The organism is Rhodococcus sp. SBT000017, assembly GCF_003688915.1.
GTDB lineage: Bacteria > Actinomycetota > Actinomycetes > Mycobacteriales > Mycobacteriaceae > Rhodococcoides.
The window spans coordinates 3,978,996-4,002,256 of record NZ_REFU01000001.1; the positions used below are offsets into that span (position 1 = coordinate 3,978,996).

The 23,261-nt window shown below is 64.6% G+C and carries 24 protein-coding genes and 1 pseudogene; 11 read left to right on the top strand and 14 right to left on the bottom strand.

All coding sequences use genetic code 11. The annotated features are described in order from the left end of the window. The first annotated feature begins 95 nt into the window (after positions 1 to 95). On the top strand, positions 96 to 2,477 hold the full coding sequence (locus AYK61_RS18700; RefSeq protein ID WP_121871924.1) for an ATP-binding protein: 2,382 nt from the start codon (positions 96 to 98) through the stop codon (positions 2,475 to 2,477). Here AYK61_RS18700 and AYK61_RS18705 read toward each other — a convergent pair. Beyond that, positions 2,471 to 2,851: a DUF5313 family protein gene (locus AYK61_RS18705; RefSeq protein ID WP_057477013.1), complete on the bottom strand. Its 381-nt coding sequence runs from the start codon at positions 2,849 to 2,851 to the stop codon at positions 2,471 to 2,473. The two genes, AYK61_RS18700 and AYK61_RS18705, sit on opposite strands and share 7 nt — an antisense overlap. Beyond that, positions 2,848 to 3,300 (bottom strand): MarR family winged helix-turn-helix transcriptional regulator, encoded by a 453-nt coding sequence (locus AYK61_RS18710; RefSeq protein WP_121871925.1) that lies wholly within the window; start codon positions 3,298 to 3,300, stop codon positions 2,848 to 2,850. Before AYK61_RS18710 ends, AYK61_RS18705 begins: the two co-directional genes overlap by 4 nt. A gap of 245 nt (positions 3,301 to 3,545) precedes the next feature. Between AYK61_RS18710 and AYK61_RS18715 the strand changes: the two genes are divergently transcribed. Beyond that, the gene (locus tag AYK61_RS18715) at positions 3,546 to 4,523 is read left to right on the top strand and encodes an alpha/beta hydrolase family protein (RefSeq protein WP_121872891.1); all 978 of its coding nucleotides are present in this window, start codon (positions 3,546 to 3,548) and stop codon (positions 4,521 to 4,523) included. 40 nt (positions 4,524 to 4,563) lie between these two features. On the opposite strand, the gene AYK61_RS18720 is transcribed toward AYK61_RS18715, so the two are convergent. Continuing rightward, positions 4,564 to 5,352 (bottom strand): hypothetical protein, encoded by a 789-nt coding sequence (locus tag AYK61_RS18720; protein WP_259468116.1) that lies wholly within the window; start codon positions 5,350 to 5,352, stop codon positions 4,564 to 4,566. Positions 5,353 to 5,502: 150 nt separating this feature from the next. Between AYK61_RS18720 and AYK61_RS18725 the strand changes: the two genes are divergently transcribed. Continuing rightward, positions 5,503 to 5,712, top strand: a complete 210-nt coding sequence (locus tag AYK61_RS18725) for a hypothetical protein (RefSeq protein ID WP_121871926.1) — start codon at positions 5,503 to 5,505, stop codon at positions 5,710 to 5,712. On the opposite strand, the gene AYK61_RS18730 is transcribed toward AYK61_RS18725, so the two are convergent. Then, complete coding sequence (locus AYK61_RS18730; RefSeq protein WP_121872893.1) at positions 5,684 to 6,085, bottom strand: GAF domain-containing protein; 402 nt, start codon at positions 6,083 to 6,085, stop codon at positions 5,684 to 5,686. The two genes, AYK61_RS18725 and AYK61_RS18730, sit on opposite strands and share 29 nt — an antisense overlap. A gap of 389 nt (positions 6,086 to 6,474) precedes the next feature. Between AYK61_RS18730 and AYK61_RS18735 the strand changes: the two genes are divergently transcribed. The 4 genes and pseudogenes from AYK61_RS18735 to AYK61_RS18750 all read left to right on the top strand — a co-directional run. After that, positions 6,475 to 7,356 (top strand): dioxygenase, encoded by an 882-nt coding sequence (locus AYK61_RS18735; protein WP_121871927.1) that lies wholly within the window; start codon positions 6,475 to 6,477, stop codon positions 7,354 to 7,356. Between the two features lie 247 nt (positions 7,357 to 7,603). After that, the gene (locus AYK61_RS18740) at positions 7,604 to 8,971 is read left to right on the top strand and encodes a lipase family protein (protein ID WP_121871928.1); all 1,368 of its coding nucleotides are present in this window, start codon (positions 7,604 to 7,606) and stop codon (positions 8,969 to 8,971) included. A 54-nt stretch (positions 8,972 to 9,025) separates the two neighbouring features. Further along, a complete protein-coding gene (locus tag AYK61_RS18745) occupies positions 9,026 to 9,667 on the top strand; it encodes a TetR/AcrR family transcriptional regulator (protein ID WP_057477075.1) in 642 nt (213 codons plus the stop codon). Between the two features lie 31 nt (positions 9,668 to 9,698). Then, positions 9,699 to 10,232 (top strand): annotated as a pseudogene (locus AYK61_RS18750) (CaiB/BaiF CoA transferase family protein); the annotation flags it as partial. 29 nt (positions 10,233 to 10,261) lie between these two features. Here the strand turns inward: AYK61_RS18750 and AYK61_RS18755 are convergent. Beyond that, positions 10,262 to 11,137 carry an IS3 family transposase gene (locus AYK61_RS18755; protein WP_259468117.1) on the bottom strand — a complete coding sequence of 292 codons (876 nt, stop codon included), beginning with the start codon at positions 11,135 to 11,137 and terminating at the stop codon, positions 10,262 to 10,264. A 14-nt stretch (positions 11,138 to 11,151) separates the two neighbouring features. Next, the gene (locus tag AYK61_RS18760; RefSeq protein ID WP_065181100.1) at positions 11,152 to 11,457 is read right to left on the bottom strand and encodes a transposase; all 306 of its coding nucleotides are present in this window, start codon (positions 11,455 to 11,457) and stop codon (positions 11,152 to 11,154) included. Between AYK61_RS18760 and AYK61_RS18765 the strand changes: the two genes are divergently transcribed. Beyond that, positions 11,456 to 12,103, top strand: a complete 648-nt coding sequence (locus AYK61_RS18765; RefSeq protein WP_259468118.1) for a CaiB/BaiF CoA-transferase family protein — start codon at positions 11,456 to 11,458, stop codon at positions 12,101 to 12,103. The genes AYK61_RS18760 and AYK61_RS18765 overlap by 2 nt on opposite strands. Before the next feature lie 100 nt (positions 12,104 to 12,203). On the opposite strand, the gene AYK61_RS18770 is transcribed toward AYK61_RS18765, so the two are convergent. Both AYK61_RS18770 and AYK61_RS18775 read right to left on the bottom strand, forming a co-directional pair. Continuing rightward, the gene (locus AYK61_RS18770; protein WP_259468119.1) at positions 12,204 to 12,932 is read right to left on the bottom strand and encodes an SIMPL domain-containing protein; all 729 of its coding nucleotides are present in this window, start codon (positions 12,930 to 12,932) and stop codon (positions 12,204 to 12,206) included. A gap of 38 nt (positions 12,933 to 12,970) precedes the next feature. Further along, positions 12,971 to 13,522 (bottom strand): YceI family protein, encoded by a 552-nt coding sequence (locus tag AYK61_RS18775; RefSeq protein ID WP_121871930.1) that lies wholly within the window; start codon positions 13,520 to 13,522, stop codon positions 12,971 to 12,973. A 65-nt stretch (positions 13,523 to 13,587) separates the two neighbouring features. On the opposite strand from AYK61_RS18775, the gene AYK61_RS18780 reads away from it, so the two are divergent. Further along, entirely contained in the window at positions 13,588 to 15,234 is a 1,647-nt protein-coding gene (locus AYK61_RS18780) for a dihydroxyacetone kinase family protein (RefSeq protein WP_121871931.1), read from the top strand. Here the strand turns inward: AYK61_RS18780 and AYK61_RS18785 are convergent. The 5 genes from AYK61_RS18785 to AYK61_RS18805 form a co-directional block, all read right to left on the bottom strand. After that, a complete protein-coding gene (locus AYK61_RS18785; RefSeq protein WP_121871932.1) occupies positions 15,227 to 15,712 on the bottom strand; it encodes a GAF domain-containing protein in 486 nt (161 codons plus the stop codon). The genes AYK61_RS18780 and AYK61_RS18785 overlap by 8 nt on opposite strands. Continuing rightward, positions 15,673 to 16,377, bottom strand: a complete 705-nt coding sequence (locus AYK61_RS18790) for a DUF998 domain-containing protein (RefSeq protein ID WP_259468120.1) — start codon at positions 16,375 to 16,377, stop codon at positions 15,673 to 15,675. Before AYK61_RS18790 ends, AYK61_RS18785 begins: the two co-directional genes overlap by 40 nt. A 9-nt stretch (positions 16,378 to 16,386) precedes the next feature. After that, a complete protein-coding gene (locus AYK61_RS18795) occupies positions 16,387 to 17,430 on the bottom strand; it encodes a hypothetical protein (protein ID WP_147458358.1) in 1,044 nt (347 codons plus the stop codon). Positions 17,431 to 17,492: 62 nt separating this feature from the next. Then, a complete protein-coding gene (locus AYK61_RS18800) occupies positions 17,493 to 17,909 on the bottom strand; it encodes a very short patch repair endonuclease (protein WP_121871935.1) in 417 nt (138 codons plus the stop codon). Then, complete coding sequence (locus AYK61_RS18805; RefSeq protein ID WP_121872895.1) at positions 17,906 to 19,054, bottom strand: DNA cytosine methyltransferase; 1,149 nt, start codon at positions 19,052 to 19,054, stop codon at positions 17,906 to 17,908. The genes AYK61_RS18800 and AYK61_RS18805 overlap by 4 nt, the downstream gene beginning before the upstream one ends. A gap of 188 nt (positions 19,055 to 19,242) precedes the next feature. On the opposite strand from AYK61_RS18805, the gene AYK61_RS18810 reads away from it, so the two are divergent. Continuing rightward, positions 19,243 to 21,036, top strand: coding sequence for an ABC transporter ATP-binding protein (locus tag AYK61_RS18810; protein ID WP_121871936.1), 1,794 nt, complete (start codon positions 19,243 to 19,245; stop codon positions 21,034 to 21,036). Then, on the top strand, positions 21,029 to 22,852 hold the full coding sequence (locus AYK61_RS18815) for an ABC transporter ATP-binding protein (RefSeq protein ID WP_121871937.1): 1,824 nt from the start codon (positions 21,029 to 21,031) through the stop codon (positions 22,850 to 22,852). Before AYK61_RS18810 ends, AYK61_RS18815 begins: the two co-directional genes overlap by 8 nt. On the opposite strand, the gene AYK61_RS18820 is transcribed toward AYK61_RS18815, so the two are convergent. Then, on the bottom strand, positions 22,849 to 23,190 hold the full coding sequence (locus tag AYK61_RS18820) for a hypothetical protein (RefSeq protein WP_121872896.1): 342 nt from the start codon (positions 23,188 to 23,190) through the stop codon (positions 22,849 to 22,851). The genes AYK61_RS18815 and AYK61_RS18820 overlap by 4 nt on opposite strands. Positions 23,191 to 23,261: the final 71 nt, after the last annotated feature.

Here is a 23,261-nt window from a genome sequence, read left to right on the forward strand (position 1 = left end):
AGCGAAACGCCTGCGCACCGGGCGCTCGGCTACAATCGACGCCGAGATTGCGCCCGCCGACTACCAGCGGAACGCTGGTAGCGAAGGACGAGGCGATGGATTCCCCACAACTCGACGGCAGTTCGGCCCGGCTGGACGAGCTGTTTCCGGGTGAGAACTCCACCGACACTCGGTTTCGCGAGATCGAGTGGACCGCGACCCCACTCGGCCCGGTGGAGCAGTGGCCACAGGAGTTGGTGACGGCCATCCGCACGGTCATGCCGTCGACGATCCCGATGTTGATCTGGTGGGGACCCGACCTCGTACAGATCTTCAACCATACCTACACGGATTTTCTCGGCGACAAGTTTCCCGATGCTGCAGGTCAGCCGGCGCGCGAATGTTGGTCCGAAATGTGGGACTACGTCGGCGGCCTGTGCGCCCAGGTGATGGACGGCCGCGAGGCAGTGCACGGTGTTCGGCAGCTGTTTGTCATGGAGCGCTACGGATACCCGGAGGAGACGTACTGGACCTTCTCGTACAGCCCGATCTTCGGGCCTGGTCGCACGGTGCTGGGTGTATTCGTTGCCACGACCGAGGTGACGATGCAGGTGCTCGGTGAGCGCCGTATGCGTGCGCTCCTTGCCCTGGGCTCGCTGACCGGCGACGACACCGGTGGTCCGGTCGGTATCTGCCGCGCGGCGGTCGAGGCGCTCGGCTTGGAGCCGAGCGAGTTCCCGCTGGTGGCGGCCTATCTGCGACGCGATCTCGCCGACGACGGAGAAGTCGATCACATCGCGACAGCGGGTGCAGTCGGCTTCGAGGCGGCTACCTGGGATTCTGCAGCCGTCGTCGAGGTCTCGGACGGACGCGTGCCCCGCGCCTGCGTCGAGGTGGACGGAATTGTCGCGAATGCGGTGATCGTTCCACTGACGCTGGCCGGACGCGTTCGACCCATCGGAGCCTTGTTGGTCGGAGTCGACGCACTTCGGGCCGGCGACGACTCCGCCACCTCGTTCTTCGTTGCGGTGGCCGAGCGAATGTCCACGGCGCTGACTGCCTCGCACGCTTTCGAGATGGAACGACGTCGGGTCGCGGCGCTGGCCGAGGCAGACGAGGCCAAGACTCGACTGCTGGAGAACGTAGGGCACGAGTTTCGAACTCCCCTCACCCTGCTGGCCGGCCCGTTGGAGTGCGTGCGCGAGAGCACCACGTCGAACCTGACCGACTCGGACAGGGACTCCCTCGACGTCGTGCATCGCGCGTCGGCTCGGCTTCGGCGTCTCGTGGACGATCTGCTCGACGTCGTCAGTGCCGATGCCGGTCAGCTGCGGGCTCGGCTCGAGCCCACCGACCTGGCCGCGGTGACACGGGACTGCGCGTCGATGTTCGCGGCCGTCGCATCGGATCAGGGGTTGGAGCTCGTCATCGACGCGGCCGAGAACGGCGTGGTTCTCACCGACGGCGAGATGTGGGCGAAGGTCGTCTTCAATCTGGTCGCGAACGCCGTCAAGTACACCCCGGCAGGTCGCGTCTCCGTGCGGCTCGTCACAGACGCGGACGCGATTCGGTTGGTCGTCGCGGACACCGGTCTGGGCATCCCCGAAGACGATCTGGCTCGGATATTCGATCGGTTCCACCGAGTCGAGCGGTCCGGTGCGCACAGCATCGAGGGGTCCGGAATCGGCCTTGCGCTCGTATCCGATCTGATAACGGCCCTGGGGGGACGGATCGACGTCGAGAGTGAGGTCGGTGTCGGCAGTACCTTCACCGTGGTCGTGCCCCGACAGCCCGTCGAGTCGGCCGCGGCCGTGGACCTACCGGTCGCCGCTGCCGACTCGGTGTCGGCGATCTTCGCCCCGCACGACACGGCATCGGTCACCGTCGATCGCGCGGACATCCTGCTCGTCGAAGACAACATCGACATGCGCAACTACCTCGTCCGGCTCATGACTGACGAGGGCTGGACCATCACGACGGCGGGTGACGTGGAGTCTGCACTCGAGCACGCGCGCTCGACGGCACCGGGGCTGGTGCTGACCGACGTCTTGCTTCCCGGCCGCAGCGGCCTGGAACTGGTGGACGACATTCGACGCGACGCCGCACTGCAGCGAGTTCCGGTGATCCTGCTGACCGCGCGAGCGGGTACCGACTTCGTGCTCGACGGCTTGAGCCGCGGTGCCGACGACTACATCGTCAAACCGTTCCACGATCGTGAGTTGGTGGCCCGCGTTCGAGTACACCTCGAGCTCTCCCGCATGCGCGAACAACTGATCGAGGAAAGCGACAACCAAACGGCGACGCTGCGCAACGCTCTCGATACCCGCGCCGCCATCGGCCGAGCCGTCGGAATCCTGATGTCGGTCTATCGCATCGACGCCGACGCGGCCTTCGCGCAGCTGACCGAGCTGTCGCAGAACACCAACCGCAAAGCTCGAGACCTGGCGGTGATGATCGCCGACGACTTCACCGCCGGACTCAGCAGCGACGGTCAGTGATTGCGACGGTAGTTCTCGCGCTCGCGTTCCATCTCGGCCGTCTTCTTGGCGCTCTTCAGATCGGCCGGTAATCCGTGGATCTCGAGGCGACGAGCGCGATTCTGGTCCATGTAGGCGGCGGTGTAGAACAGCGCAAGCAGCAGACTCAGCAGCACCATCGAGGCGCGTAGCCAGATCGCCCCGGGAAACAGGACGAAGAAACCGATGAAGATCGGCAGGAAGGGAATCATCGACCGCAGGATGTGACGCGGCGTCGCTCCCGGCCCGACGAGATCGCGTCGAACCCAGTCCTGTTGTGAATCCGGCAGTTTGCGGCCGAGGACGGCGTAGGCCAGCCATTGGCCGAAGGACGGACGGTTGCGGTCCTTTTTCATGACAGTGCTCCTGCTGCGATGGCTGCGTCGTTGACACGGGTGAGGACGCGGCGCAGCTCGTCCAGCTCGGACAGAGACGCGCCGAGCTTGTCCACGACGGCGGGCGGGATTTTTTCGGCCTTGCTTCTCAGTGCCGCCCCGGCCGGGGTGAGCGCGACGAGTAAGACGCGTTCGTCCTCGGCGCTGCGAGTGCGAGTGAGCAATCCCATCGATTCCAGACGCTTGAGCAGCGGTGAGAGCGTAGGGGAGTCGAGTTGCAACGTCGATCCGATGGCTTTGACCGACATCGGCGACTCGCCCCACAGTGCCAGCATCACCAGATACTGCGGATGCGTCAGCCCCATCGGCTCGAGTAGCGGCCGATACACCGACAGCACAGCACGGTTGGCGACGGCGAGTGCGAAGCAGACCTGCCGATCGAGTGCGAGCGGGTCCTCGGTGGTGGTCACCTGGACCAGGCTAGCAGATTTGGTTAGTGCCCTAATGATTCGTGCACTAACAATCTCGCCCGGTTCCAGGGTTGCGTCCGAAAGGTGTTGCGAAACAGGGGATTGGCTTCGAAGGTGGCGTGCAGGCAGAGTTCCGGTCGGTCCGATTCGGTGAACATCGCATTCGACGTTTCATCCCGTCCGAACGTGTGCGATGCTCCGTGTCGATTCGCTGTTTCCCACGGACACATCCCGAGAGGATCGCCATGCGTCGTCGACGCATCTTCACCCCGTTCGTCGTCGCCGCGGCGCTGTCGTTGACCTCCCTCGGTGTGGCTGCCGCCGATCCAGTCGAGTCTGCGGCTCGCATCGTCGACACCGCGATCGCGTCCGACACCCTGCGCACGCTGAGCGTGGACTCGCCTGCCATGGGCGGCGTCGTCAACGTACAGGTGTTGACCCCGGCCGTGAAGGCGGGATCTCGTCCGACGCTGTACATGCTCAGCGGTATCGGTGAAGAGGATCCGAACAACAGCATGTGGCTGCGCAAAGGTGGTGCAGCCGAGTTCTTCGCCGACAAGAACGTCAACGTCGTACTGCCGCTGGCCGGCCCCGGCAGCTTCTACACCGACTGGCAACGCGACGATCCGAAACTCGGCCGGTATCGGTGGGAGACGTTCCTGACCGAGGAACTGCCACCGCTGATCGACGCAGCCGTGGACGGCAATGGACGCAACGCGATCGCGGGCCTGTCGATGGGTGCTCAATCGGCCATGATGCTGGCCGCACGTAACCCGGATGTCTACTCCGGGGTGGCGTCGTACAGTGGGTGCTTCGCATCCTCGGAACCGTTGGGCCAGGCGAGTATTCGAGCCATCGTCGGAGCCTTCGGTGGGAATGCCGACAACATGTGGGGCGGACCTCTCGATCCTGCCTGGGCGGAGCACGATTCGGTCGTCAACGCCGAGAGTCTGCGCGGCACCGACGTCTATGTGTCGGTCGGAACCGGCGCTCCTGGACGGCACGAAAGCTTCGACAGCGCATCAGCATTGGATGTGGTGGTGGTCGGCGGTGCCATCGAGGTCGGCGCGAACTACTGCACCCACCGACTTGCGGACCGACTCGATCAGTTGAACATCCCGGCGACCTTCGACTTCACCGAGACCGGAACCCACTCGTGGCCGTACTGGGTGGACCAGCTGCCCAAGAGTTGGCCGACGCTGGCGGGTTCGCTGGGGATCTGACGTTCTCGGTTTCGGTCCGAGTTCCATTCGGCGCTGAATTTCACTGAGAAGGTGCGAGTCCGAGACGTACGAGTTCGTCCAGGGGTTCGCGGATGGAGCAGGTGCCGAACGATGCGAACGCACGCTGCCCCTCGATCCCGGCCACAAGCCCGGCGAGGACGTCCGCGTCGCGGATTGCCAGGATCTTCTCGAGCTCGCCGACGCGTGCGCCACTGTGCGCGGCCTGCGCCGCGAGTAGGACGTTGAGGAAGCCGTGCTGCTCTAACCCGTTGTCCAGGTTGGTGCTACGAGCTGCGCGGTGGACGCCGGCAGTGGTTTTGAAGTGAACCTCACGCTGCGCTGCCTCATAGATGGACGCGGCGAGTTCCTGCTCATTGGGGTGCAGGTCGGCGGTGGTGCCGCCTGTCCTGAATGTAGCGCGATACCCGAATTCGTCGACGGCGTCGAAGATGGCGTCCCGCCGGGAGTCTCGGGGTAATTCGACGTAGATCTCGATGTCTTGGGTGATGCTGCGCAGTGCATCGATGTTCGTGCCGTCCGGTACTGAGACTTCGATTGCCACCACGGTGACCCCTGCCGTGCGGTCGGCCGCACGCAGACCTGCCTCCACACTGGCGGGGCCGGCGGGTGCGGTCAGCATCACCTCCATCCGTGCACCCAGGTCGAGTTCTGTCACTCGATTCATGGGAACGACCAGCGGTCCAACCAGATCTGCGAACGTACTGGCTCGGTATTCGAGATGCTGCTGCACAGCCACATCGAGAGGCGCGTTACCAGGTGGGAAGACTGCGGCGTCGTCGCAGAGGCGACGGAACAGAGGAGGGATCATCGGTTCGGCGTTCTCCCGTTGGCTGCTGGTCGACTCGTCGGACACGGGCGAGCATCGGGATCAACTCTAGTCAAGAACCTGGTGGTCGAATACCTGCGTCGAAGTCCACCACGCGGCTCGATCAATTTCGGTGTGGGCCATGATGGACCCATGAGCTCGAAGAACCTGTTCGGTGGCCCGCGCACCCTGTTGATCGTGGCAGCAGTGGTCATCGTGATCGCACTCGTCGCTGCCGCCGCGACGCTGATCGTTCGCGCCGTGCTCGGACCGCCCGAGGGTGAGAACAAGTTCGAGATTCAGGGCTACGCCGTGGTGCAGGTCGATCCCCAGGTCAACGACCTCGCGCTCGCCACACGTTAGCCGACTCCACGGCGACTCGAGGGTCGTGTGTCTGTTGAAAGTTTCGCCCGCCGCGGGCGAACGTCTGCAGTGTGGCGGCGGGTACCTCGTGGTCGGGAACGGGTTCGCCGGTCCACTCGCAGTCTCGGAAGAAGATCATGTTCGACGCCACCGCGTCGGCGCTGCGATCTTCGCGCATTGGGCCGGAAATTCGGCCGAGGAAGTACTCGCCACGTGCGGTGCGCGTCCAGACGAAGGACCCATCCGGAACCTGCTCGAAGCGCTCGACCCGTCGTAACGATCGTTCGTCGTCGGCCGCCATGCCGCAGAGTCCGTAGGTGAGGGCGCGCTCGACGCCGTCCGGCATCGGTGCGCGATAGACAGCATCGGGCATGCAGTCGAGCCTAGGGCCCGAGGGGTGTACATGCCGATTGGTCTGGTGCGCGATGTTCCCGAATAGCGCTTTCAGCACGGCGTCAGCTTCGGGTCGGCGGGTGGGATATCGACCGAGCCGATCACCCTCGCTACCGGTGTGTGACGGGTCGATTTCACGATCACGACGGACACTCCCGACCTGCCCGGTGGTGGCCGCGTCGACGCCGTACGGCACTGACGTGAGCGTCCACAATTCGCTCCCACAAACGGGAAAAGGTGTTTCAGCACCAATAGTGGACGCTGAGGTCACCCCAGTGGGGTTCGGTCCCGACCGGCTGGTCCGACGTTGTCGTCAATCGACTCGAGTGGTAAGTTGAAGGTTCAACCTAGGCACTCGAAGGACTCGCGATGACATCCGTGATCAACCCGCCGATCGCGGGAGCAGCGTTCGACGCGTTTCTTGCCGATACCCCGCCCGCGAGCCGGTCGCAGCAGATGTGGACCCCGAGCGACGGGCCGATGCCCGCCCTCTACATCAGCCACGGCGCACCCCCGGTTTTCGACGACGCACTCTGGATAGACCAGCTGTTCACGTGGTCGCAGTCGATGCCCAAGCCCAAGGCGATCCTCATCGTCAGCGCGCACTGGGAAGAGGCTCCGCTGAGCCTGTCCGCGTCGGCGGCCGCAACCCCGCTGGTCTACGACTTCGGCGGCTTCGCCCAGCGCTACTACTCGATGGAATACCGGACGCCCGACGCCGAGGCCTTGGCCGCTCGGATTGCCGCTGCCATCCCGGCGTCGGAAAATTTGCACCGCCACACCTCTCGCGGACTCGATCACGGTGCCTGGGTTCCGCTGAAGGTGATGTACCCGTACGCGGATGTTCCCGTTCTGCAATTGAGCCTGCCGACGCATGCTCCCGACCGGCTGATGGCGATAGGTGCTGCGCTGAAAGAGCTTCGCGCCGAGGGGGTCTTGGTCATCGGATCGGGATTCATGACGCACGGGTTGCCGTTCCTGTCCCGCGAGAACTTCACCACCAACACGGTCCCGACGTGGTCCGAGGATTTCGACCTCTGGGCGGCCGACGCGTTGGCGCGCGGTGACGTCGGAACGCTGGCGGACTTCCGCAGCGCGGCACCGGGAATGCCCTATGCCCACCCGACCGTCGAACACTTCACGCCACTGTTCGTCACGCTCGGTGCCGCCGAGAACCCGGAAGCCTCGGTGACCACGGCCATCACCGGCTTCCAATTCGGCTTGGCGAAGCGGTCTTTCTCAGTGGTGTAACCGGCAGGCGATGCTGGTTGTAGTTGGAATCGGCTCACTTCTGATTCTTTTTCGATTCGGGGATTGTTATCCACGCCACTTCGCTCTACAGTTCTGAGCACCATCTCGGACATCGGTGTCCAAGATGGACGGATGCGCTGTACGAACCGTCGCCGGGCGCGCGTCCTGTGGATCCCGTCCTCCGGCGCGAAGGAGTACACCCGTGTCTTCTGCCCGCTCTTGGACGCTGCGTACAGCGATCAGCGTGATGACCGCCGCTGCGGCTTTTGCTGCCATGACGACGCCCGCTGCTGCTGCACCCGATGCGAGCGAGGTGGACATTCAGCCGCCTCTGGCGCCGTTCACGTGGCCGAAGATTCCGGAGTTCGACACCGACTTCTACGTTCCGCCCGCCGACGTTGTGGCCGCAGCCGCGCCGGGCCAGATCATCGCTGCCCGGCCGGTCGAACTGGCCACTCTCAACGTCATTCCCACGCAGGTCGACGCGTGGCAGTTGTCGTTCCGGTCCAACAATGGTCGCGACGAGCCTGTCGCTGCGGTGACCACGGTCATCAAGCCACGTGGCGTCGCCGCGGCATCGCGGCCCTTGATATCCATTCAGTTGGCCGAGGATTCTCTCGCCGCCTACTGCGCGCCGTCATATGCGATGCGGGCGGGTGCGATTCCCTGGCCGGTCACAGGTGCGGTGACGTCGGGTGCGCAATTCCTCGAGGTGCAAGCAGCATTGGCGCAGGGCTGGGCGGTATCGGTACCTGATCATCAAGGTCCGAACAACTCGTTCGCCGCAGGGCCGGTCGCCGGTCGGATCACACTCGACGGCATCAGAGCGGCCGAGAACTTCGCGCCGATGCAGTTGGCCGGTGAGGCCACGAAGGTGGGAATGAGCGGCTACTCGGGAGGCGCGATAGCGACCGGACACGCAGCCGAACTGGCCGGAAGTTACGCTCCGGAACTCGACATCGTCGGAGTCACCGAGGGCGGAACCCCCGCGGAGCTCGGGGCGCTGGTGGACAACGCGAACAACACACTCGGCGCGGGCATCGTCGCTGCCGGGGTCATCGGTGCCAGTCGAGAAGATCCCGAGTTGGCCGACTTCATCGACGAACACATCGATCCACTCGGCCGGGCATTGTTCGCGGCGAAGGACAATCTCTGTGTCGGCTACAGCTCGGCGCTGCTGCCGTTCGTCAATCTGAAGGGCTTCCTCCACACCGAGGGCGACCCGATTCAACAACCAGTGGTGAAGAAGGCGCTGTCCGCGATGCAGCTCGGCGGCACCACACCGGACATGCCGCTCTACGTCTACCATTCCAACCCGGATTGGTTGGTGCCGATCGGGCCGGTCAATGCGATGGTCGATTCGTATTGCAGCCGTCCTGGTGCCGATGTCACGTACACCCGCGACCATTTCAGTGAGCACATCACCCTGGAGCTGATCGCCTTTCCGAGTGCAGTGTTGTGGATGCGCGATCGATTTGCCGGCGTTCCCGTGGAGCCGGGTTGCCGAACGAACGATGTCGGCTCGATGGCGCTCGACACGAGTGCGCACCCGCTCTTCGTCGATGCAGTAGGCGAGATAATCGCCGGACTGTTCGGTAAGCCGATCGGGTCGTGAGGGAACCGATCAGTGGACGGGAGCCGACGGTGTCGCCGGCGGTAGACTCCGGCGGTGACTGTCGCCGACGACCAGGGCCGCATCTACGCGGGACAATCGTCCGCCGCGAGGAAGGCCGATCGTCGCGCACGGTTCTTGCACGCCGGGATCGAGGTCATCGGGGTACGCGGGTACGCCGCCACTTCGGTGGCGGACATCTGCGCTGCAGCCGGTCTGGCCCGCAGTCAGTTCTACGGCGAGTTCGCCAACCGTGAGGCGCTGCTCGTGGACGTCTATGACCTGATCCAAGACGATGCGCTTTCTGCAGTCGTCGCCGCACTCGACGAACAGGTCGACCGTGACCGACGCTCGCTGGTCGTAGCTGCGATGACGGCTTTGGTCGGATCGATCGGCGGTGACCCACGACGAGCGCGGATTTCCTATCTCGAGATGCTGGGTGTCAGCGATGCCGTCGAACAGCACCGGACGCGCCGTCGTGCTCAGTGGGTGCAGTTCTTCGAGAACACCCTGCGCTCGGAGGTCGGTTCCGATTTCGTGCCGCCCGGTGGATACCGTTTGGCCGCAACGGCATTCCTCGGTGCTCTCACCGAGATCGTCTCCGACTGGTCCCGTACTGCTCCTCCTCGTCCACCCATCGAGCACATCGTGGACACGATGGTTGCCGTTCTGGGAGCCTTCGTTCCGGACCTGAACTGACCCGCAGCTCGTCGCGCAATACAGTGGACCGATGACACCTGCCACCGGTCCCCTCGCAGGCCTCGTGGTCGCGGACTTCTCCCGCGTGCTCGCCGGCCCGTACGCGACGATGATGCTCGGCGACATGGGTGCCGACGTGATCAAGATCGAACGACCCGGAACCGGTGACGACACCCGATCGTGGGGTCCCCCGTACGACTCCGCCGGTACGGCAACGTATTTCAACTCGGTCAATCGCAACAAGACGTCGAGGTTCATAGATCTGCAGTCCGAGAGCGGTGTAGCCGAGGCGCGCGAAATTGTTTCGGGTGCGGACATCGTGATCGAGAACTTCCGCGCCGGTACGATGGACCGTCTGGGTCTGGGCTATTCGGCTGTGTCGCAATCCAACCGGGGGCTGATCTACTGCTCGATCTCTGGTTTCGGCACCGGGGGAGGAGCTGCGCTCCCCGGGTACGACCTGGTAGTCCAAGCCGTCGGTGGGCTCATGAGCGTCACCGGCCCCGACGGCTCGACGCCGACGAAAGTGGGTGTGGCGATGGTCGACATCGTCACCGGGCTGCATTGAGGTTCCCCCCGAAAAGTGGACAGTGGTCACGCGGCCATGATTGGCGCGTTCAGTGACTGTTCATAATTGTGGGGGCTGAGCATCCCGATTGTGGAGTGCCGACGTCGAGTGTTGTAGAAGTTCATCCAGTTGTCAACTGCAGCAACCAATTCGGTCCTGTACGCGAACGTGTGTCGGTAGTAGTACTCGTGCTTGAACGTCGACCACAAGCTTTCTGCGCCGGCGTTGTCCCAGCAAATCCCGGTCTCGCCCATCGAACGCCTCAACCCGTACCGTTCGCACGCCTGCTTCATGATTGCAGCGGTGTATTGAGTTCCCCTGTCCGAGTGCATGATCGTGCCTGCAACATCACCTCCGCGTTCGGCGACAGCCATGTCCAGAGCTTCGAGGACGAGCTCGGTGCGCATGTGATCGGCCACCGCCCACCCGAGGACTTTCTTCGAGTGCTCGTCCTTGATCGCGCACAGGTACATATCGCCCTCGCCGCAGGTCAGGTACGTGATATCCGAGGTCCACACCGCGTCGAGGCGACCCTGATCGAACCGGCGCTGCACCAGATCCTCGGGGAACGAGGCGAACGGATCGACTACGGTGGTGCGGACCTTGAACGTGCGTGGGCTGATCCCGACGACACCGAGGGAGCGCATGATCGTCGCGACGGTCTTCTCGGTGATCACCTCGCCTCGATCGCGGAGTTCGGCGGTGATGCGAGGCGACCCGTACACCCCTTTCGACTCCCGGTGTATGTCGAGGATCTTCACCTCCAGATCTGCACGTCGCTGCTGCCGCTGCGCCAATCTGGTTGTCACACTGCGTCCTTGGTGCTTGTAGAATCCGGATGTCGACACCTCGAGCAGGCGTGCCATCCGGGCAACGGCGGAATTCGCGTACTCCGCGGCCATCAACGCGTAGAGCTCTACTTTTGTTGATTGGCTGCGAAGTACGCGGACGCTTTTTTCAGGAACGCAATATCTTTCTCCTGCTCGGAGACCTGCCGGCGCAACCGCGCCAGCTCGGTGCGTTCGGCAGCCGTGAGCGGCTGATCACCCGATGCTGCGGCGGCCTCGATCCGCCGGCGTTCGTCGGCGACCCAACGCCCGAGCAATCCTTCGTTGATACCCAGTTCACGGGCGACCTCGGCAATGGTGCGGCCGGAATCGATCACCCTCCGGGCGGCCTCGACCTTGTACTCGGTCGTGAACGACCTGCGTTTGCGGGACATGAGGACATCCTTCCAGCGGAACCCATGGTCCCGCTATCGCGGTGTCCACCATCCGGGGGGAACCTCACATGCGCTCAGCGGAATCCTTGCCGCACTGCATCATCGATCGAAGACCGGTGAGGGTCAGCAGGTGCACACCTCGCTCATGGCGTCGGTGCTGTCCGCACTGAGCAACCAGTCGGCGGCCTATCTCGGGGCCGGCGTCGTGCCCGTCCCGATGGGGAACAAGCATCCCTCGCTCGTGCCGTACGAGGTGTTCGAGACTGCCGACCGACCGTTGGCATTGGCCGTGGGCAACGACCGACAATTCTCGGAGCTGACGGACGTGCTGAAAATCCCGGAATTGGCTACGGACGAACGCTTCTCGTCCAACTCGGCGCGCGTCGAACACCGAGATCAGTTGGTCGACATCCTGAACTCGACGCTACAAACGCGGTCCGCCGACGAATGGTACCGAGAACTGATGGCCCGCAACGTTCCCGCGGGGCCGGTCAATTCCATGGACGAGGCGTTTGCCTTCGCGGAATCGCTCGGTCTCGAACCGCGAGTCCAGGTGCCGGGAGCGGTGGCCGAGGGCGTCCGAAATCCGGTGGATTTTTCGGCCACCCCGGTGAACTATCGGCTGCCGCCCCCTGTGCTCGGGTAGTGGGCCTGCAACTCCCGCTCCACTCCGGGCCGTAACTCGGCGATTCCCCGGTCTGCAGCACCGGAGTGGAGCAACCGTTGCAGCAGCAACTCACTCTGTCCTAGTTCAACGCCCACTTCACCGACACGGACACGCTGACGGTCTGCTGTCCCGGTTCGATAGGTACTGCTGTGTCGAACGAAGCGGACTCGCGTGAGGCCATCGGTTGCTCCTGGCCGGTGATCGACTCCGTGATCGACAGAACATCGCCGAGTTCTCCGCCTGCGAGCGACGCATACTGCTCGGCGCGCGCGCGGGCGTCGGCGAACGCCCTAGACCGGGCATCGGAGATCAGCTCGGAATCATCGTCGATCTTGAAGGAGACCCCGGAGATCCGAGTCGCGTTGCCGCCGGCCGATGTGGCATCACCCAGAACTGCGGACGCCTTCGACAGGTCGCGAACCGTAACCTGCAAGGTGTTGGTGGCCTGATATCCGGAGATGGCCGAGGTGCCGCCCGGCAGTGCACCCGAGTACTGCGGATCGATCGACACCTGTTGAGTCTGGATGTCCTCGCGAGCGACACCGGCTGCGATGACCGCGTCCGTCACCTCGGTGACCGCAGCATTCGCCTCTTCGATGGCGGCGGTGACGTCCTCGGCCGTGGCCTGAACGCCGATCTGGGTCGTCAACGTGTCCGGTGCACCCTGGACTTCTCCGACGCCGTTGACGTTCACTCCGGGAGGTCCCTCGGCGGACGTGGTCGCGGGACTGCTGCAGCCCGCAGTCAGGGCTACGGCCAGCACCAGTGCCGATGCGCAGGATCCGACCATCCATCTGTTTCGACTCACCGCCGTAGTGTCCACCATTGCAGGTGAATTGGAAAGGCTCAGGGTTTGCGATACTCGGCGTCGAACGTCACGGTGACTTCGTCCACCACCTTCATGGCTCCGAACATCTGCGAATACGGGGTGATCTTGTAATCCGACTGACGCACAGTGGTTTCGGACCCGATCTTCCATCGATCGCCGAGGTCGGTGACGTCGACATCGACGGTGATCTCCCTCGTCACGCCGTGTATCTCGGCCGTGCCTGCCAGCCGAAATCCGGCGTCGACGGCGGTGATCTCCGTCGAACGGAATCGAATCGATGGATATGTGCCGGCGTCGAAGCTCTTGAGCGCGTTGGCTTTCGCCACGATCTTCTCCGGTCCGATCAACGGCGTCAGTCCACCCTCGCCGTGGACGACATCGAGGGAACTCACCTCGGCGGTCAAGGTGACCGCGGTAGGTGCGTCCCCAGCCCACTCGACCGTCGCAGTCCAGGAGGTCACCGCAATCGTGAGGCGATGCCCCATCTTGGATGCCTTTCCTGCGACATCCGTCCGAACAGCCAACTGCCCGCCGTCCGATGCGTCGAGCGTCCAGGTCGCGGTAGTCATGCCCCGACTGTATCCGTCCCGCAGAACCGACGAAGGGACGCACCGCAGGTGGTTAGGGTGGAGGCATGTTCTCCAATTCCCCTCGAACATTCGTCGCCGACGCCCTCCGCGGCTTCGTCGCCGCCACCGACGACATCGCCTGGCATGCCGACCCCGGCTACCTGACGCGTCGCTATCGCATCTCCGACGGCCAGGTCGCCTTGCTCTCCGGTGGGGGATCCGGTCACGAGCCGCTGCACGCCGGCTTCATCGGCCGCGGCATGCTCACCGGCGCGTGCCCGGGCCTGGTGTTCACCTCACCCAACGCCCTCCAGGTGCACGAGGCATCCAAGGCGGTGGACTCCGGCGGCGGCGTGGTGCACATCGTGAAGAACTACACCGGTGACGTGATGAACTTCAAGATCGCCCGAGAGTTGTTGCAGGAGGACGGCATTGTCGCCGACGTCGTTCTCGTCGACGACGACGTGGCCAGCGAGAGCGAGGACGGCCCGGGTCGCCGCGGCACCGCAGCGACCATCGTCGTCGAAAAGGTTTGCGGCGCAGCGGCAGAACGTGGCGACAGCCTGCAGGCGGTGGTTGCGCTGGGGCGTCGAACCGCGGAGAACGCACGCAGCATGGCCGTCGCGATGAATCCGCCGACGCTTCCGGGCGCCGATGCTCCCTCGTTCGACCTCCCCTCGGAGGAAATCGAACTCGGCATCGGCATCCACGGAGAACGTGGCACCGACCGAGTGCCAGGGCTTCCCGCACAGGAGATCGTCGCGAAACTGACCGATCCCATCGTGGACTCGCTCGGCTTGAGCTCGGGCGAATCGGTGATCGCGGTGGTCAACGGGCTCGGGGCAACGCACCCGCTCGAGCTGCATCTGTTGTTCGGTGAACTCTCGGAATACCTGCACGGCAAAGGGATCGAGATCTCCCGCTCGCTCGTCGGCAGCTTCGTCACCGCGCTCAACATGGGCGGAGCCTCCATCACCCTCGTTCGCGCAGACGACGAATTGCTCGAACTCTGGGACGCACCCACCGACGCTCCCGGCTGGCCCAACGCCCACAGCCGTGGCGTGAAGCCGGTGGCCGAACGCGGCGGCTTCGGGCCCTCGTTCGAGCCCTCCGACACCGGAGAGGTGTCGGCGTTCGCATCGAAGTGGATCGGGACATGGGCGCAGCGGGTACTCGACGAAGAACCGGCCCTGACCGACCTGGACCGCAAGGCAGGCGACGGCGACTTCGGAACCAACATGGTGGCCGCACTCGAACAGCTCGATCTGGATGCCGTCAAGGAAACCTATTCGGCAGCAACGGTATTCGAGGCAGTGTCCGAGGCCTACCTCGGCCACGCGGGCGGTACCTCCGGCGCGCTGTTCGGCATCTGGTTCCGCCAGTTCTACCGGACGATGCTGGAATCCGAGCCGGATCTCGCGGCTATCGGACGGGCCGCGCGGGCAGGCCTCGACAGCATCACCGAACTCGGTGGCGCACGGGTGGGCGACAAGACGATGGTCGACGCCATCGCCCCTGCCGTCGATGCACTCGAGAAAGGCGGCGGCACCCTGCAGCAGGCCGCCGACGCCGCGAAAACCGGAGCCGAATCGACGAAGGACATCACCGCCAACCGCGGCCGCGCCAGCTACGTCGGTGAGGCCGCGCGAGGCGTCGTCGATCCTGGCGCACTGGTCATGGCCTGGTTCTTCGAGGCGGCAGCTTCTAGCTGATCGAACCGAGAAAGACCTGCGCGATCGCTTCGAGGCCGGCCTGATCGTCGGCGTCGAAGCGGTCCGGTACCGGGCTGTCCAGATCGAACACACCGATCAGGGTCTCGCCCTGGTACAGCGGTACGACGACCTCGGAGCGAGTGTTGGCATCGCACGCGATGTGGCCCGGGAAGGCATGGACGTCGGCGACGCGTTGCGTCTCTCGGGTGGTCGCTGCGGCGCCGCAGACACCCTTGCTCAGAGCGATGCGCACGCAGGCGGGCTGACCCTGAAACGGCCCGACCACCAGTTCGGTGCCGTCGTACAGGTAGAATCCGACCCAATTGACCTCGGGCAGAGCGTGATACACCAGCGCAGACAGGTTGGCGGCGTTGGCGACGAGGTTCGATTCCTCGAACACCAGGCCACGTGCCTGCTCGGTGAGCTGCTGGTACTGCTCTACCTTGGAACCGTCGAGTTCGGTTGCGGTGAAGGACATACGCCGAGTCTAAGCGCACACCCCAGCACCACCAGATACGCCGACATGCCGCCCACCTGAACGCGTTGGGCAACACCGAGGCCGTGGTCGCCGGGAAGATTGTCGGCGATCAGCAGCCACGCGGTGGCCAGTGTCGTGACGATCAGGACAGCCAGGCCGAGCGTGCGAAGCAGCGGGTAGAGCCGGTAGCGGAACGCGGCCACCGTGAACGCGATCATGACGGTGAAGATCGCGAACACCGCGACGGTGCTGGTCAGGGCGTGGAGATGGTGGAGTTGGGGAAACAATCCGCTCGGCTCGATCGGGCAACTCGGATCGTCGGCCGCCACACACTCGAGGGGGAGTTTCGCGTCGGCGATGGTCGCGATACCGAAGATGCCCGACGCCACCCAACCGGTGACGACAAGCCGTCGACGCGGGGTTGCGAGGAAGCCGAGAATCGCGGCGAGAATCATCAGTGAACCCGTGACGACGTCTGCGGTGGAGAAGAATTCGCGGTACGGCTGATCGCGGGCGTCCAGTTCGCTGAGGAACGATGTGGTCGGGTCGAGACCGGTGTCGAGGAAGAATTCGGCCACCCACGCGGAGTACAGCAGTCCGGCGAGGATCAAGCAGATCGCCGCTACGACGCGTCGGATATCCACGCCTTCAGTTCTCGAACGCACCGACCAAGGCTATCCAGTCAGTACACCGGCGGCTGCCACCGCCAGTGCTGTCGCGGACTCGCAATCGTCGGCAAGGACGGACAGTGTGGGAACCGTGCGGGCAAAGCGCGCGGCAGTGTCGTCGTTCTCGGGCATGCCGAGCACGGGGTTGCCCAACACGATGTCAGCGAAGCACGACGAATCCAGGGCGCGTGTGTCGACGGTGTAGCCGCCCTGCCGGACGGTCTCGCTGTCCGTCGAACGCAGATCGGCATCGACGTAGGTGAGCGTGACGTCGAGCATCACCAGGTTGTCCTCGAACGTCGACGAGGATGCAGTGAAGTGGCATCGGTACGGAGCGGCGGGGGGGTTCCACCGGCCCACCGTCCACGTCGCGGGCAGGTGTTCGAGGACGGCACACGGATCTTTCATGGCCAGCGGGAGGTTGTACTTGGAATCGGCCCGCAAGGGTGGGTCTTTCAGCAGGCCGAGTGCGGTTTCGGCGACGGTTGTCGCCGCAGCACACGCGTCCGCGTCGGCGCGGTAGACGTCGATCGTGGCAAAACTACGACCGGATTCGGTGAGGAAGCCGTCCATGGCCCCCGGGGTGGCACCGTCGAACTCGTCGCGAAGCGGAAAGCTGATGCGGCACGACCCTCGCGAGGAGTCTTCGAGGAACACCTGCTCGCCACCGATCGTGATCTGCTCGAAGCGAGGATCGTCCGGCGTCGGCTGATATCCGTTCAGATCGATCGAGACGGAGTCGGTGGCGCTCGATTTCGCGGGCTTCAGGCTGGCCGAGCACGTGCTCAATTCGCCGTCGGGCCGCAGCTGCACCACTGCGCCCAAGGGCGCGAGGTCGTCCTCGGTGAGAAAACCGCAGGGGTCGAGGCCGCGTACGAACGCCGCCGAGTCCGCGAGGTACCGGTCTGCGTCGGACATCTCGAACCCGTACCTGTTCTGTGGCGACGAACTGCCTGCGGGGAACGCATTGCCCAGCAGGACCACCGCGCATCCGCTCGTCGATACCGACATCGCCAGCGCCACCGCCGCGAGCAACCAATTTCTACGCACCGTTTCCCCCGACCTCGAATCAACCGATCATGGGGTTGGACGCGCGGGGGCTTGAGATGGTTTCAGGCTCCAGAGAGTTCGTCGACCACGCGGTCGGCTGCTACGGCGGGGTCCTCGTGTTCCCAGATGCGCACCACGCGCCAGCCCTCCGCGAGGAGCTTGGCGTCGGTGTCTCGATCGCGGGCGACGTTCGCGGCCAGCTTGTCGGCCCACCACTGCGCGTTGTTGCGGGGCTTGGTCGCGTGCACCGGGCAGCTGTGCCAGAAGCAGCCGTCGACGTAGACCGCAACCTTGCGTTTGGGAAAGACCAGATCTGCTCGACGCCTCATGCCCTTCAACGGAGCACGATCGACGAAATAGCGAAGACCTCGACGGTGCAGCGCCTGCCGCAGCGCCACCTCGGGTTTGGTGTCGCGGCGCTTCTGCTTGCTCAGCCGCGCACTGGTCTTGGCGTCGGTGGCGGGCCGGTCTGCGCTCACACCGGAACCCGCTCGGCGTACCCGCCCATACGCTCGAGATGGGCGTCGAGGTCGTCGAGAAAGCCTGGTGCGAAGCGAAGATTGCCGGTTCGTGCCCGCTTGAGGAACCCGGCGGTGGCTCTCGCGGAGAGCAGCTTCGCGTCGTCCAGGAAATCGATCAGGTCCTCGTAGGGCTCGTGCACCGGCATGGTCGATACCGTCACCTTGAATGTCGTCCGATCGCGTCCCCACGCTGCAGTCGGCCAGGCCTGACCAGGTAGCAGAGCCAGATCCTTCGATGCGTCGTACGGCTTCGGGTCGTCGAGCGCCCTCGCCGCCCATGACGCCATCCGCACACTGACGGCATTGCCGACGAGCTTCCACCGATGTCCGCTGCGGACGCCGGGCTGCTGGACGGCAGGCAGCGTCCACTCCGGATCGAAGCCCTGCAGACGCTCGGCACCGATGATGCCGGGAGTGACGATCTCTCCGGACGGCAACCGAACCGCCGGGGGACTGGCGATGCCGAGGGAAGATCCGCCCTTGAGTGTCGGGACCGCGTTGACCGCCCAGCCCAGGCCGCGGATGCCCTCGGTCCAGTAGAAGCCGCACGGCTGCGTGGCGGGATCGCCGTCGGGCAGCGGGCCTGCATCCTGCGAGAACAGCACCTCCCGCGGATCGTCGGTGCGCGAGGCCAGCATCACCACGCGCTGGCGACGCTGCGGCAGACCGAACGCCCGGGCGTCGACGACGCGGTAGGCCCACATGTACCCGAGGTCCTCGAGCGCGTCGGTGATGTGGCGCATGGCGGCCCCGCGTCCGAGCTGCAGCATGAACGGCACGTTCTCCATCAGCAGCCAGCGCGGACCGCGTCGACGCGAGACCAGCCGAAACACCTCGTCCACCAAACCGGAACGGGCACCGGTGATGCCCGCGGTGCGTCCGGCCTGAGACAGGTCCTGACACGGGAAGCCGGCTGCGACCAGTTCGGTGTCGGCGGGCAGGCTCCGGAGAGTGGTGACATCGGTGTGCAGGGGTATCTCGGGCATCCGCGCGCGCAGGACGGCCCCAGCTCCCGGATCGATCTCGCACAGCAACTGCGTCGTCCACCCTGCATCGGCCAACCCCAGCTCGAGCCCGCCGATCCCCGCGAACAACCCGACCATCGACCGTGTGCTCACGTGTGCCCTTCTCTCGCCCGACGGCCCTACGTTACTCGAGAGTCGGTGACGGCTCGTGCACTTGACCTCGACCACGCTCGAGGTTTCACACTGGAATGCGAGGGCCGAAAAATCGGTTGGAAACTGAGCCTGTGCAATGAAATCATTCGAGCACAGCAATAAGGAGAAGAACTGTGTCTACGGGTGTGCTCGATCCCGAAACCCGAACCCTCGATCAGCCATACCCGGACACCGCGAAGCCGCCCAGCTCACTGCGCCGTTTCGCGCCGTTTCTGCTGCCGTACAAGTGGTTCTACATCGCCTCGATCGTGGTCTCGCTGATCGCCACCATGACCGGGCTGGTGATTCCGCTGGTGATGCAACGCGTCATCGACGGCCCCATCACCGATGGCAATTTCTCTGCTGTCTGGTGGCCTGCGGCATTCGTCCTGTTGCTCGGCACCATCGATGCACTCGGCATCTGGGTTCGCCGCTACCTGGTCTCCCGCCCGTCGAGTCAGTTCGAGATTTCAGCGCGTGCAACGGTATTCGACAAATTGCAGCGACTGTCGGTCTCGGCTCACGAGAGCTGGGAATCGGGTCAGCTGCTCTCGCGTGCCATCGCAGACCTCGGTTCGCTGCGGCGGTTCATGGCCTTCATCGGCCCGTTCATCATCATCAACGCCGTGACACTGGTCGTGGGCATCGGCGTATTGCTGGTGCAGTCCTGGCAATTGGGGCTGATCATGCTGGTGACGTCGGTACCGCTGGTGATCGCCTGCACCAAGTTCGAGACGCTCTATCGCGTTGTGGCCCGTGACGCTCAGGATCAGGCAGGCGACGTCACGACGACGGTCGAGGAATCCATCCAGGGCATTCGCGTCCTCAAGGCGTTCGGCCGAAGTGCGCACTTGGGCAAGCAGTTTCTGCGTCAGGCCCGAACACTGCGGGGCACCGAGCTGAAGAAGGTGCGCTACCTGGCGATCATCTGGGCGGTGATCGTCGGGCTGCAGCCGATCACCATCGGCGCGATCCTGGCTGTGGGTACGTATTCGATCGTGCAGGGCACCATGACGGTCGGCACGCTCGTCGCGGCCATTGCCATCGTCGCCTTCCTGCTGTGGCCGATCGAATCCTTCGGGTATCTCCTGGCCGAGCTGAACAACGCACGCACGGCGGCAGATCGGTACTGGGAAATCATGGATACTCCCGAAACCGTGACCGATCCGGACAATCCCGTCGAATTGCCCGAAAGAATCCGTGGCCGAGTGCAATTCGATCGCGTCGGATTCACCTTTCCCGACGCGTCGTCGCCGCTGCTCACCGACGTCAGCTTCGTCATCGAGCCGGGGGAGACCGTCGCGCTGGTCGGCAACACCGGTAGTGGAAAGACTGCGCTGACGAACCTCGTCCCTCGGCTGTTCGACGCCACAGAGGGCTCCATCACCATCGACGGTATCGACGTGGCCTCGATGCGGTTGGCCGATCTGCGCTCGATCGTCACGGTGGCGTTCGAGGATCCGGTGCTGTTCTCGGCCAGTGCGCGCGAGAACATCGCGCTCGGTTCGCCCGACGCGACCGATGCCGAGATTGCCGAGGCGTTGGATATCGCGCACGCAACGGATTTCGTCGAGCAGTTGCCCTGGGGCCTGGCCACCCGCATCGGTGAGCAGGGCATGAGTCTGTCCGGTGGGCAGCGGCAGCGGCTCGCGTTGGCGCGGGCGGTGCTGGGCAAACCGCGGGTGCTGGTGCTCGACGACCCGCTGTCTGCGCTCGACGTGGACACCGAAGCCAAAGTGCAGAAGGAATTGCGGCGCGTGTTGGCGCACTCGACGACAGTGCTGGTAGCGCACCGGCCGTCGACCGCTGCGTTGGCCGACCGCGTGCTGTATCTCGAGAACGGAAGAATTGTGGAGCAGGGAACACACGAGGGACTGCTGGCGACGTCGCCGCGGTACCGCGAGGTGATGGGGTCGATTCATGGCTGAGCAAACCGCAGCGGCAGATTGGCGCGGCGTCGGCGGCGAGGAATCGGAGGTCGACGCAACCGGAAACCTGGTGCTGGCCGGGCGTTCTCGCCGGTTGCTCGCCTCGTTGGTGCGGCCGTACAAGAAGCAGGCCCTGCTGTCCTTCCTGATCATTCTGGTCGACAACATCACCTACGTCGCCGGTCCATTGTTCATCGCCTATGCACTGGACAACGGTGTCGGCGCTGCAGCACAGGGTGATTGGACTCCGTTGATGTGGGCGATCGGCGGCTACACCGGCTTCGGTCTGCTCGGGATGCTCACCACCTACGCCTTTCTCACCGTCTCCGGTCGGCTGAGCCAGAACATCCTCTACGACCTGCGCGGACGGGTGTTCGACCATGCCCAGAAGCTGAGCCTGTCTTTCCACGAGAATTACACCTCGGGACGGCTGATCTCGCGTCTGACCAGTGATGTCGAATCTCTGCAGACACTGCTCGAGAGCGCGCTCAACGACGCCCTGACCGCCATCCTGTCGATGGTGTCGATCGCGATCATCCTGGTGTATCTCGACGTTCCGATGGCGATGATCGTGCTGGCCGGATTCGTGCCACTGGTTCTCGTCACCCGGTGGTCGCAGCGCCGACAACGCCAGGGATACCGTCGAACACGGGTGGCGATCGCCCGCGTCGTGGTCCACTTCGTCGAATCCATGGGCGGCATCCGCGCCGTGCAGGTGTTCCGGCGCGAGGGCCGCAACGACGACATTCTCAACACCGAGGATTCGGAGTATCGCGACGCCACCACCGCAGCGCTGCGCGGTATGGCGAGCTACACCGGCATCGTGCGCTGGATCGGCAACGTCACGCTCGCGATCATCCTGGTGTTCGGTAGCTGGCGAGTGATCAACGGCCACATGGACATCGGTGTGCTCGCGGCCTACGTGCTGTATCTGCGCCGGTTCTACGGACCGCTCGACGAGTTGGCGATGGTCTTCAACGCCTACCAGTCCGCCGCCGCTGCCCTGGAGAAGATCTCCGGTGTGCTCGAGGAGGAACCGTCGGTGACGGCACCGAAGAACCCCGTGGAGATCGGAACGGCGAAGGGCGACATCACGTTCGACGACGTGCACTTCTCCTACGGCCCCGAACGCGTCGTGCTACCGGAATTCTCGCTGCACGTACCCGCCGGACAGGTAGTCGCGATGGTCGGAGCCACCGGAGCGGGTAAGTCGACACTGGCAAAGCTGTTGGCGCGCTTCTACGATCCGACGGCCGGAGCCGTCCGACTCGACGGCGTCGACATGCGGCAGATCAGCGACGAGGATCTGCGGCGCAACGTCGTGATGGTGACACAGGAGTCGTTCCTGTTCTCCGGTTCGGTGGCAGACAACATCCGACTCGGCCGCCCGACCGCGACCGATGCGGAGGTGCGGGCAGCGGCGGACGCCGTCGGACTGACGGAGTTCATCGCGTCGCTACCGGAGGGAATCGACACGGACGTGCGCAAGCGCGGAGGCCGATTGTCCTCGGGCCAAAGGCAATTGGTGGCCTTCGCTCGGGTGTTCCTCGCCGCACCGTCGGTGATCGTGCTGGACGAGGCAACTTCGAGCCTGGACATCCCGAGCGAGCGGCTGGTGCAGCGCGCGCTCGAGACCATCCTGCAGGGACGAACGGCGCTGATCATCGCGCACCGCCTCTCGACGGTGGCCATCGCAGATCGGGTACTCGTCATGGCCGACGGAAACATCGTCGAAGACGGAACCCCCGAGGACCTCATCGCTGGGGAGGGACGCTTCGCGCACCTGCACGAGGAGTGGGAGGACTCGCTCGTCTAAGTCCACGGGGTGATCGGCGGCTTGACCCACATGATCTTCTCGTCCGCGTGCTGGGGCGTCGCACCGTCGTGTCCCGGGTGCTCGGCCGCCCAGGCGGATTTACGGTCGAGCAACTCGGCCACGATGGTCCACGTCTCCATCGTGCTCGGCGGGTGCAGATCGGCAGCGCGGGCGAGTTTGCGGCGGACGGCGTCGGTGAGGTCGAGCAGCTCGGCACCGGTGATTCCGCGATCCCACACGTAGCGCGCCAGAGCTTTCGCCTTGTCCTGTCGACTCTTCGCAGCCTGCTCGGAGTGCGCGAAATCGAACTGCCCGCCGCCGGTGTTCTCTGTCGTCACGGGCACAACCTTAGTGAACTGCGAGAAAAGGCACGTCCGCTTGATCTTCTGGGGGCCTCGTCGCCTACCGT

Coding starts and splice junctions, on each gene's coding strand:
- AYK61_RS18700 (WP_121871924.1), top strand. CDS start 96: ATGGATTCCCCACAACTCGACGGCAGTTCGGCCCGGCTGGACGAGCTG.
- AYK61_RS18705 (WP_057477013.1), bottom strand. CDS start 2,851: ATGAAAAAGGACCGCAACCGTCCGTCCTTCGGCCAATGGCTGGCCTAC.
- AYK61_RS18715 (WP_121872891.1), top strand. CDS start 3,546: ATGCGTCGTCGACGCATCTTCACCCCGTTCGTCGTCGCCGCGGCGCTG.
- AYK61_RS18720 (WP_259468116.1), bottom strand. CDS start 5,352: ATGATCCCTCCTCTGTTCCGTCGCCTCTGCGACGACGCCGCAGTCTTC.
- AYK61_RS18725 (WP_121871926.1), top strand. CDS start 5,503: ATGAGCTCGAAGAACCTGTTCGGTGGCCCGCGCACCCTGTTGATCGTG.
- AYK61_RS18730 (WP_121872893.1), bottom strand. CDS start 6,085: ATGCCCGATGCTGTCTATCGCGCACCGATGCCGGACGGCGTCGAGCGC.
- AYK61_RS18735 (WP_121871927.1), top strand. CDS start 6,475: ATGACATCCGTGATCAACCCGCCGATCGCGGGAGCAGCGTTCGACGCG.
- AYK61_RS18740 (WP_121871928.1), top strand. CDS start 7,604: ATGACCGCCGCTGCGGCTTTTGCTGCCATGACGACGCCCGCTGCTGCT.
- AYK61_RS18755 (WP_259468117.1), bottom strand. CDS start 11,137: ATGGCCGCGGAGTACGCGAATTCCGCCGTTGCCCGGATGGCACGCCTG.
- AYK61_RS18765 (WP_259468118.1), top strand. CDS start 11,456: ATGAGGACATCCTTCCAGCGGAACCCATGGTCCCGCTATCGCGGTGTC.
- AYK61_RS18760 (WP_065181100.1), bottom strand. CDS start 11,457: ATGTCCCGCAAACGCAGGTCGTTCACGACCGAGTACAAGGTCGAGGCC.
- AYK61_RS18775 (WP_121871930.1), bottom strand. CDS start 13,522: ATGACTACCGCGACCTGGACGCTCGACGCATCGGACGGCGGGCAGTTG.
- AYK61_RS18780 (WP_121871931.1), top strand. CDS start 13,588: ATGTTCTCCAATTCCCCTCGAACATTCGTCGCCGACGCCCTCCGCGGC.
- AYK61_RS18785 (WP_121871932.1), bottom strand. CDS start 15,712: ATGTCCTTCACCGCAACCGAACTCGACGGTTCCAAGGTAGAGCAGTAC.
- AYK61_RS18805 (WP_121872895.1), bottom strand. CDS start 19,054: ATGGTCGGGTTGTTCGCGGGGATCGGCGGGCTCGAGCTGGGGTTGGCC.
- AYK61_RS18815 (WP_121871937.1), top strand. CDS start 21,029: ATGGCTGAGCAAACCGCAGCGGCAGATTGGCGCGGCGTCGGCGGCGAG.